This is a genomic window from Burkholderia sp. Ac-20392 (assembly GCF_017104585.1).
Taxonomy (GTDB): Bacteria; Pseudomonadota; Gammaproteobacteria; order Burkholderiales; family Burkholderiaceae; genus Burkholderia; species Burkholderia lata.
Genome location: NZ_JAAGPB010000375.1, coordinates 1 through 8615 on the forward strand (window position 1 = coordinate 1; position 8615 = coordinate 8615).

Consider the following 8615-nt stretch of genomic DNA (forward strand, 5'->3'; position numbering starts at 1 on the left):
ATCGGACGGCATGCCGGAAAGCGCAACGCCGACCGCGTCGAGAACGACACGGTCGGCGGAGAATTCGGATGGCGGAATCACGAGCGGAACGCGCGCGCAGCGGCGCGCGAATGGAGGACGCAGCCGGCATCGCGCTGCGCGGCCTGTCCGAGAAGTACACGCTCGTGATGGTCGACGGCCAGCGCGTCGCACCGTACGCATTCTTCTCGAACAGCGTCGACTCGTTCTTCGACCTCAACACGATCCCGCTCAACGATATCGAGCGGATCGAAATCGTGAAGACGGGCGCCGTGTCGCAGTACGGATCGGACGCGATCGGCGGTGTCGTCAACATCATCACGAAACACAATTTCCGCGGCCTGCAGCTCGACGGCAGCCTCGGCAGCGCGATCAACGCCGGTAACGGCGACGGCACGGTGAAGTTCGGCGTGCTCGGCGGCTTCGGCGACCTGAACGCGGACCGCTTCAACGTAACGGCCGCGCTCAGCTACTACAAGTCGAACGGCTTCACGCTCGCCGACCGCGATTCGACGCGCAACCAGGACTTCACGGGCAAGCCGGGCGGCTTCTCGCTGCTCGCGCCGTCGTACTGGAACATGCCCGGCGGCGTCGCGCAGGCGCTGAGCGGCGGCTGCCCGTTCGGCGGCTCGGTCCATCAGGCTGCGACGAATTCGCTGTCGGCGGGTTCGCCGGGCACCGTGTGCGGGTACAACACGGCCGAAAGCACGTCGATCCTGCCGATGACCGAGCGCCTGAACGCGAAACTCCACGCGGACTTCAAGATCGACGACAAGACGACCGCGTTCGCCGATTTCCTCGAGAGCTACAACACGACCACGACCAACGACGGCCTGTGGAACAACGTGATCGGCAATTCGCAGAACCCGGCGCTCGTCTGGAATCCGCAGACGAAGCTGCTGTCGCCGTTCAACTACACGGTACCGGTCAGCAACCCGTACAACACGACGGGCGCGGCCACGCCGCTCACCTATGCATTTCCGAACACGGTCGCGCAGAAGACCTGGGCCAACTACTGGCGCGCGGCCGCCGGCATCAAGGGGTCGTTTACGCTGCCGTACGGCGATTGGGACTGGGCAACGTCGGTCAGCCATTCGCAGAGCACGGTGTCGAACGTGTTCACGAACCAGCTGAACGTCAATGCGCTGAACAACATCTACCAGAACGGCACGCTGAATTTCGCGAACCCGGCGGCGACGCCGAACGCGTTCAACGGGCTGTATCAGGAGGCGAACAACCTCGGCATCTCGAAGCTCGACACGATCGACGCGACACTGTCGACGCCGAACCTGTTCCATCTGCCTGCAGGCGACGTCGGCATCGGCTTCGGTGCACAGTTCACGCACCAGAGCGAAACGCTGACGCCGGGCTCCGAATACCTGAGCGGCGCCGTCATCACGCCGGATCTCGAGACGGTGGATGGCCAGCGCAACGTTGCGGCCGTCTATTACCAGATCAACGTGCCGATCCTCGAGAACCTGACGTTCAGCCAGGCGGGCCGCTACGACCACTACACGGACGTGGGCGGCGCCTTCTCGCCGCGCTTTGCGTTGCGGTACCAGCCGATCAAGGCACTGACGCTGTATACGTCGTACAACCGCGGCTTCCGCGCGCCGACCTTCGTCGAGGACAGCAAGTCGCAGACACTCGGCATCCAGGTCGATCCGGCCACCGGCCAGAACTATACGTCGATCACCGTCGGCAACCCGAACCTCGCGCCGGAACGCACGCGCAACTTCAACATCGGCTTCCAGGTGTCGCCGAGCCGCTACACGGATCTCGGCTTCGACTGGTACAAGATCCGCATCGACAACGTGATCGGGCAGGGTACGCCGTCGCAGATCGCGACCGACCCGACGACGGGCCAGCTGCTGTACAAGGTGATCCCGTACCAGAACCTCGGCTACCTCGACACGAACGGCTTCGAAGGCACGTTCCGTCAGGGGCTGCCGCTCAAGGGCTGGGGCACGGTCACGCTGTCGGGCGACTGGGCGTACATCAACAGCTACAAGATCGGCTTCCCGGGCGGTACGCCGGTCAACGGCGCGGGCAACAACTTCACGATCACGCAGCCGTTCGGCGGCAGCTTCCCGCGCTGGCGCGGCAACACGACGCTGGACTGGAACTACCGGAAGTTCGATGCGGCGCTCACGTGGCAGTTCACGGGCCCGTACGCGCAGAACCTGCTGCCGTCGCCCGCGCCGACGAAGGTCGGTTCGTACAGCCAGTTCAACCTGATGATGTCGTACACGGGCTTCAAGAACTGGACGATCTACGGCGGCATCAACAACCTCTTCAACCGCACGCCGCCGTACGACCCGATCTTCGCGAACGGCACGCTGGACCAGAGCGGGTACGACACGTCGGTGTATTCGTACATCGGCCGGTTCGCGCAGATCGGCGCGACGTACAAGTTCTGATGGCGATCGCGATGCACTGACAGGCTTTAGACCGGCCGCTCCACGTCCACTACCCCCTTTTCGGGGCGGCCTTTTTTCGCCTGGCGCCACGACGGCCCGCAACCGGGGCGCGCGGCGGTGCAGCTCATCCGATCGTGACCAGCACGAACCACCCGCGGGACGCGGCCGGCATGCGGCGTCCGGCACCGGCATCGACATCGACCGTGCGCAGGCATCGCGCCCGCACGCTTCCGGACAGACTGACCATGAGACTGTTGAACGGGCGACGGGCACGCGTGCCTCGCCACTCGCACCTGAAGCGCACACACGCGCGGATGCGCACCGCCACGCGCGCCGCGTTGCTCGCGTGCGCCGCGTGGCTCGTGTCGGGCGGCGTCATGCCGCAGGCCGCGCTCGCCGTGCCGGCGATCTCGCAATACGATCATCCGAAATATCCGCCGGGCTTCACGCATTTCGACTACGCGAATGCGGATGCGCCGGACAGCGGCACGCTGCAGTTTGAAAACTACGACGAAGCGCAGAGCTACGATTCGCTGAACCCGTTTCTCGTGCGCGGCGCACCTGCACCGGACATCAAGAACCTGATGTTCGACACGCTGATGCAGCGCAGCTGGGACGAGCTCGCTTCCGAATATGCGCTGATCGCCGACGACGTCGACGTCGCGCCCGACGGGCTGTCGGCGACGTTCCACATCAACCCGGCCGCGCGCTTCTCGAACGGCGATCCGATCACCGCAGCCGACGTCAAATATTCGTTCGACACGCTGACGAGCCCGCAGGCGTCGCCGCTGTACAACGCGCAGTTCGCGATCATCAAGCGCGCGGTGGTCGTCGACGGCCACACGGTGCGCTTCGAGTTCAAGCACGCGGAGCGTGACGCCGCGCTGATCGCGGGCGACCTGCCGGTGTTCTCGCCAAAGTGGGGGCAGCGCGCGGACGGCACGCGCCCGCCGTTCGACCAGATCGCGAACGTGCCGCCGATCGCGAGCGGCCCTTACCTGATCGACCAGCGCAAGAACGACAAGCAGATCAGCTACGTGCGCGACCCGCATTACTGGGCGGCGAACCTGCCGTCGCGACGCGGCATGTTCCGCTTCGCGCACGTGTCGTTCAAGCTGTACCTGGATCAATACACGGCGCTCGAAGCATTCAAGGCAGGCGACATCGACGCGCGCATGGAATACAGCGCGACGCAGTGGGCGCGCAAGTACGTCGGCAAGAATTTTCGCAACGGCATGCTGAAGCGCGGCGAGTTTCCCGACGGCCCCGCACAGATGCAGGGCTTCCTGATGAACATGCGCAAGCCGATGTTCCAGGACGTGCGGGTTCGGCATGCGCTCGCGCTGGCGTTCGACTTCGACTGGATGAGCCGGATGATGTTCTACGGGCAATACCGCCGCACCAACAGTTTCTGGGAAGCCAGCCCGTTCGCGGCATCCGGCATGCCGAGCGAGAAGGAGCTCGCGTTGCTCGAACCGTTTCGCTCGACGCTGCCGGCAGCGGTATTCGGCCCGATGGTCCAGCAGCCGTCGACACTGCCGCCGAACTCGCTGCGCGCGAACCTGAAGGAAGCGCGCGACCTGCTGGAGCAGGCCGGCTGGCATTACCGCGACGGCGCGCTGCGCGACGCGAACGGCACGCCGATGACGATCGAGATCATCGACGACCAGCCCGGCATGGACCGCCTGATCCTGCCGTACACGCAGGCGCTCGCGATGCTCGGCATCAACGCGTACTTGCGCGAGATCGACAGCGCGGTTTACCTGAAGCGCCTCGACAACTTCGAATACGACATGACGACGTACATCTACCTGCCCGTGACGATCCCGGGGGCGGAGCTGACGCGCCGCTTCGGCAGCGCGGCCGCGTCGCAGCCGGGCTCCGAGAACTATCCGGGCGTGCAATCGAAGGCCGTCGATGCGCTGATCCGCGCGGCGCTCGCGGCCGACACGCTCGACGATCTCGAGACGGCCACGCACGCGCTCGACCGTGTGCTGATCAACCTGTACGCGCTGATCCCGCAGTACTACCTGCCGAATGCGCGGATTGCGTACAAGGCAACGCTCGGCCACCCGGCCGTCGTGCCGGATTCCTATCAGTACGAGGACTGGATCATCGACTACTGGTACGTGAAGCAGCCGGCCGCGAAACCCGCGCCGGCCGCCTGACGGAGGAACCACGATGCTGGCATACATACTCAGGCGATTGCTGCTGATGATCCCGACGCTGATCGGCGTCGTGACGATCACGTTCGCGGTCACGCAATTCGTGCCGGGCGGCCCGGTCGAGCAAGTGCTCGCGCAGTTGCGCCACGGCAGCGCACGCGGCGGAGAGGCGGGCGGAGGAGGCGGCGGCTACCACGGCAGCCAGGGCGTCGATCCGCAGCAGATCGAGCAGATCCGCAAGCAGTTCGGCTTCGACAAGCCGCCGCTCGAACGCTACGTGCTGATGCTGAAAAGCTATGCGACGTTCGACCTCGGCCAGTCCTATTTCGCGCACCGCAGCGTGTGGGCGGTGATCCGTTCGAAGCTGCCGGTGTCGATCACGCTCGGGATGTGGACGGTGATCCTCACGTACCTGGTGTCGGTGCCGCTCGGCATCGCGAAGGCGGTGCGCAACGGGTCGCGGTTCGACACCGTGACGAGCGTTCTGGTGCTGGCCGGCTACGCGGTGCCGGGCTTCGTGCTCGGCGTGCTGCTGCTGATGCTGTTCGGCGGCGGCACGTTCTGGCAGGTGTTCCCGATGCGCGGGCTCACGTCCGACAACTTCGACGACCTGACGCTGATCGGCAAGGCGCTCGACTATCTGTGGCACATCGTGATGCCGGTGACGGCGTCGGTCATCGGCAACTTCGCGATCGTCACGATCCTGACCAAGAACACCTTCCTCGAGGAAATCGGCCGGCAGTACGTGCTGACCGCACGCGCGAAGGGGGCGCCGGAGCGCGACGTGCTGTGGAAACACGTGCTGCGCAATGCGGCGATCCCGTTGCTCACCGGGCTGCCGGCCGCGTTCGTCGGCGCATTCCTGAACGGCAACCTGCTGATCGAGACGCTGTTCTCGCTCGACGGCATGGGGCAACTGTCGTACGACTCGGTGATCCGCCGTGACTATCCGGTCGTGCTCGGTTCGCTGTTCCTGTTCACGCTGATCGGCCTGCTGACCAAACTCATCGCGGATATCTGCTATGTCCTCGTCGACCCCCGTATCCAGTTCAACCGCCTGGACCACTGACCAGGCCTGCGCCGCGTGCGCGGCCTCGCCGTCGCCGTGGCGGCGCACGTGGCTGCGCTTTCGCGCGCAGCCGCTCGGCTACTGGAGCCTCGTGATCTTCACGGTGCTGTTCGCGCTGAGCCTCGGCGCGAACCTGCTTTCAAATGACCGGCCGCTGATCGTGCGCTACGACGGGCACTATTACTTCCCGATCGTGAAAGACTATCCGGAGACGGCGTTCGGCGGCGACTTTCCCGCGATGACGAACTATCTCGACCCGTATATCCGCACGAAGATCGAGTCGCACGGCAATTTCGCGATCTATCCGCCGAACCGCTACCGCTACGACACGATCGACTATTTCGCGTCGCGGCCGTATCCGGCGCCGCCGTCGTCGAGCAACTGGCTCGGCACCGACCAGTTCGGGCGCGACGTGCTCGCGCGGCTGCTGTACGGGTTCCGGCTGTCGGTGCTGATGGCGTTCGCGCTGACCGTATCGGGCGTGCTGGTCGGCGTGCTGACGGGCGCGCTGCAAGGCTTCTATGGCGGCCGCACCGACCTGGTCGGGCAGCGGTTGATCGAGATCTGGAGCGCGCTGCCGGACCTGTACCTGCTGATCATCTTCGCGTCGATCTTCACGCCGTCGCTGTGGCTGCTGTTCATCCTGCTGTCGATGTTCGGCTGGCTGGTGCTGTCCGACTACGTGCGCGCCGAATTCCTGCGCAATCGCGGGCTCGATTATGTGAAAGCGGCACGCACGATGGGGCTGACGAACACGCAGATCATCTGGCGCCACGTGCTGCCGAACAGCCTCACGCCGGTGATCACGTTCCTGCCGTTCCGGATGAGCGCGGCGATCCTGTCGCTGACGAGCCTCGATTTCCTGGGCCTCGGCGTGCCGCCGCCGACGCCGAGCCTCGGCGAGCTGCTGCAGGAGGGCAAGAACAACCTGGATGCGTGGTGGATCTCGATCGCGGCGTTCGCGGCGCTGGTGGTGACGCTGCTGCTGCTCACTTTCATGGGCGATGCGCTGCGCAACGCGCTCGACACGCGCACGCGCGGTTCGGCATTCGGCGGAGGGCGGTGATGACGAGACCGTTGTTGCAGATCGACGGGTTTTCCGCGCATTTCGGTGCGAACGCGGCCGTACAGGACCTGAGCCTGTCGATCGGCCGCGGCGAGCGTGTGGCGCTCGTCGGCGAATCGGGGTCGGGCAAGAGCGTGACCGCGCTGTCGATCCTGCGGCTCGCGCAGCAGGCGACGCTGTCGGGGCGAATGCTGTTCGACGGCGAGGACTTGCTGACGAAGACCGAGCGGCAGATGCGCGGGATTCGCGGCGCCGATATCGCGATGGTGTTCCAGGAGCCGATGACGGCGCTCAATCCGCTGTATACGATCGGCAAGCAGATCGCCGAGAGCCTGCGGCTGCACGAGGGGCTGCGCCCGGGCGAAGCACGCGAGCGCGGGATCGCGCTGCTGCGTCGCACCGGGATTCCGGAGCCGGAGCGTCGCATCGACAGCTTTCCGCACCAGCTGTCGGGCGGGCAGCGGCAACGCGCGATGATCGCGATGGCGCTGGCGTGCCGGCCGCGCTTGCTGCTCGCGGACGAGCCGACCACCGCGCTCGACGTGACCGTGCGCCAGCAGATCGTCGACCTGTTGATCGAGCTGCAGGAGCAGGAGGCCGCCGCCCGCGGGATGGCCGTGCTGCTGATCACGCACGACCTGAATCTCGTGCGGCGCTTCGCACAGCGTGTGGCCGTGATGGAGAAGGGCGTGCGGGTGGAGACCAACACGACCGCCGAACTGTTCGCGGCGCCGCAGCATCCGTATACGCGCCGGCTGCTCGACAGCGCGCCGCAACGGGCGGTCGAACCGGTCGCCGCCGGCGCGCAGACGATCCTCGACGTGCAGCACCTCGCCGTCGACTACCGCATCGCGGCGAAGGGCTGGCGTTCGGTGCTCGGCAAGACGACGTTCCGCGCGGTGTACGACGTGCAACTGAGCCTGAAGCGCGGCGAAACGCTCGGGATCGTCGGCGAGTCGGGCTCGGGGAAATCGACGCTTGCGTCGGCCGTGCTCGGCCTGCTGCGGCCGGCGTCGGGCGGGATCGAGATCGATGGCATGCCGCTGGCGTCGCTGCGCACGACGCAGGGCCGGCGCACGCTGTACGGGCGCATGCAGGTGGTGTTCCAGGATCCGTTCGGCTCGCTGTCGCCGCGCATGACGGTCGAGCAGATCGTCGGCGAAGGGCTGGGTGTGCACCGGCCGCAGGTGGCCGGCGACGCGCGGCGGGCGCGAATCGCCGCGCTGCTGCAGGAGGTGGGCCTGCCGCCCGAGGCGATGCTGCGCTATCCGCACGAGTTTTCCGGCGGGCAGCGGCAGCGGATCGCGATCGCGCGGGCGCTGGCGGTGGAGCCGGAGCTGCTGGTGCTCGACGAGCCGACGAGCGCGCTCGACGTGTCGATCCAGAAGCAGGTGCTGAATCTGCTGACGAATCTCCAAAAGAAGTACAAACTCAGCTACCTGTTCATTACCCACGATCTGGCGGTGATGCGCGCGATGGCCCACCGGGTCATCGTGATGAAGGCGGGGCGCGTGGTCGAGGAGGGCGAGACGCTCGACGTGCTGCACGCGCCATCCCATCCGTATACGCGGGCGTTGCTCGCGTCGTCCATGCTGGCGCCGGAGCGCGGCCCGCAGGAGAGGCAAGAGAGAACCGATGATTGACGAGAACCGGGCGCCGGGCGCCCGAGCGGTGCAAGCCGCGAAAGCGTTGCGCAGCGACGCCGATTTCTGGTCGCTGCGCATCGTCGACGAGACGATCGACGAACATGCGGTGCGCAACGACGTCGCGCAGCCGTTTTCGCGCACGCGTGAGCGCGGCGCGATGCTGACGGCCTGGGTCGGCACGGGCGCGGGCTATGCGGCGACGCCCGACCTGTCCCCGGCCGGGCTGCAGGC

The 8615-nt window shown here is 66.3% G+C and carries 6 protein-coding genes; all 6 read left to right on the top strand.

Going from position 1 to position 8615, the window contains the following annotated elements; genetic code table 11:
* Window positions 1–68: 68 nt before the first annotated feature.
* On the top strand, window positions 69–2438 hold the full coding sequence (locus G3N99_RS29220) for a TonB-dependent receptor (protein ID WP_241011910.1): 2370 nt from the start codon (window positions 69–71) through the stop codon (window positions 2436–2438).
* A gap of 245 nt (window positions 2439–2683) precedes the next feature.
* Window positions 2684–4606 carry an extracellular solute-binding protein gene (locus tag G3N99_RS29225; RefSeq protein ID WP_206124120.1) on the top strand — a complete coding sequence of 641 codons (1923 nt, stop codon included), beginning with the start codon at window positions 2684–2686 and terminating at the stop codon, window positions 4604–4606.
* Window positions 4607–4619: 13 nt separating this feature from the next.
* Entirely contained in the window at window positions 4620–5672 is a 1053-nt protein-coding gene (locus G3N99_RS29230) for an ABC transporter permease subunit (RefSeq protein ID WP_174947245.1), read from the top strand.
* Window positions 5626–6738, top strand: coding sequence for an ABC transporter permease (locus G3N99_RS29235; protein ID WP_174933984.1), 1113 nt, complete (start codon window positions 5626–5628; stop codon window positions 6736–6738). The genes G3N99_RS29230 and G3N99_RS29235 overlap by 47 nt, the downstream gene beginning before the upstream one ends.
* Window positions 6738–8381 carry a dipeptide ABC transporter ATP-binding protein gene (locus G3N99_RS29240; protein WP_206124121.1) on the top strand — a complete coding sequence of 548 codons (1644 nt, stop codon included), beginning with the start codon at window positions 6738–6740 and terminating at the stop codon, window positions 8379–8381. Before G3N99_RS29235 ends, G3N99_RS29240 begins: the two co-directional genes overlap by 1 nt.
* A partial coding sequence (locus tag G3N99_RS29245; RefSeq protein ID WP_346778504.1) for a DNA gyrase modulator occupies window positions 8374–8615 on the top strand: 242 nt, incomplete at its 3' end. The genes G3N99_RS29240 and G3N99_RS29245, both read left to right, overlap by 8 nt.

Bases quoted from the DNA above. Each gene is read 5' to 3' on its own strand.
- G3N99_RS29220 (WP_241011910.1), top strand. From the start codon at position 69: ATGGCGGAATCACGAGCGGAACGCGCGCGCAGCGGCGCGCGAATGGAG.
- G3N99_RS29225 (WP_206124120.1), top strand. From the start codon at position 2,684: ATGAGACTGTTGAACGGGCGACGGGCACGCGTGCCTCGCCACTCGCAC.
- G3N99_RS29230 (WP_174947245.1), top strand. From the start codon at position 4,620: ATGCTGGCATACATACTCAGGCGATTGCTGCTGATGATCCCGACGCTG.
- G3N99_RS29235 (WP_174933984.1), top strand. From the start codon at position 5,626: ATGTCCTCGTCGACCCCCGTATCCAGTTCAACCGCCTGGACCACTGAC.
- G3N99_RS29240 (WP_206124121.1), top strand. From the start codon at position 6,738: ATGACGAGACCGTTGTTGCAGATCGACGGGTTTTCCGCGCATTTCGGT.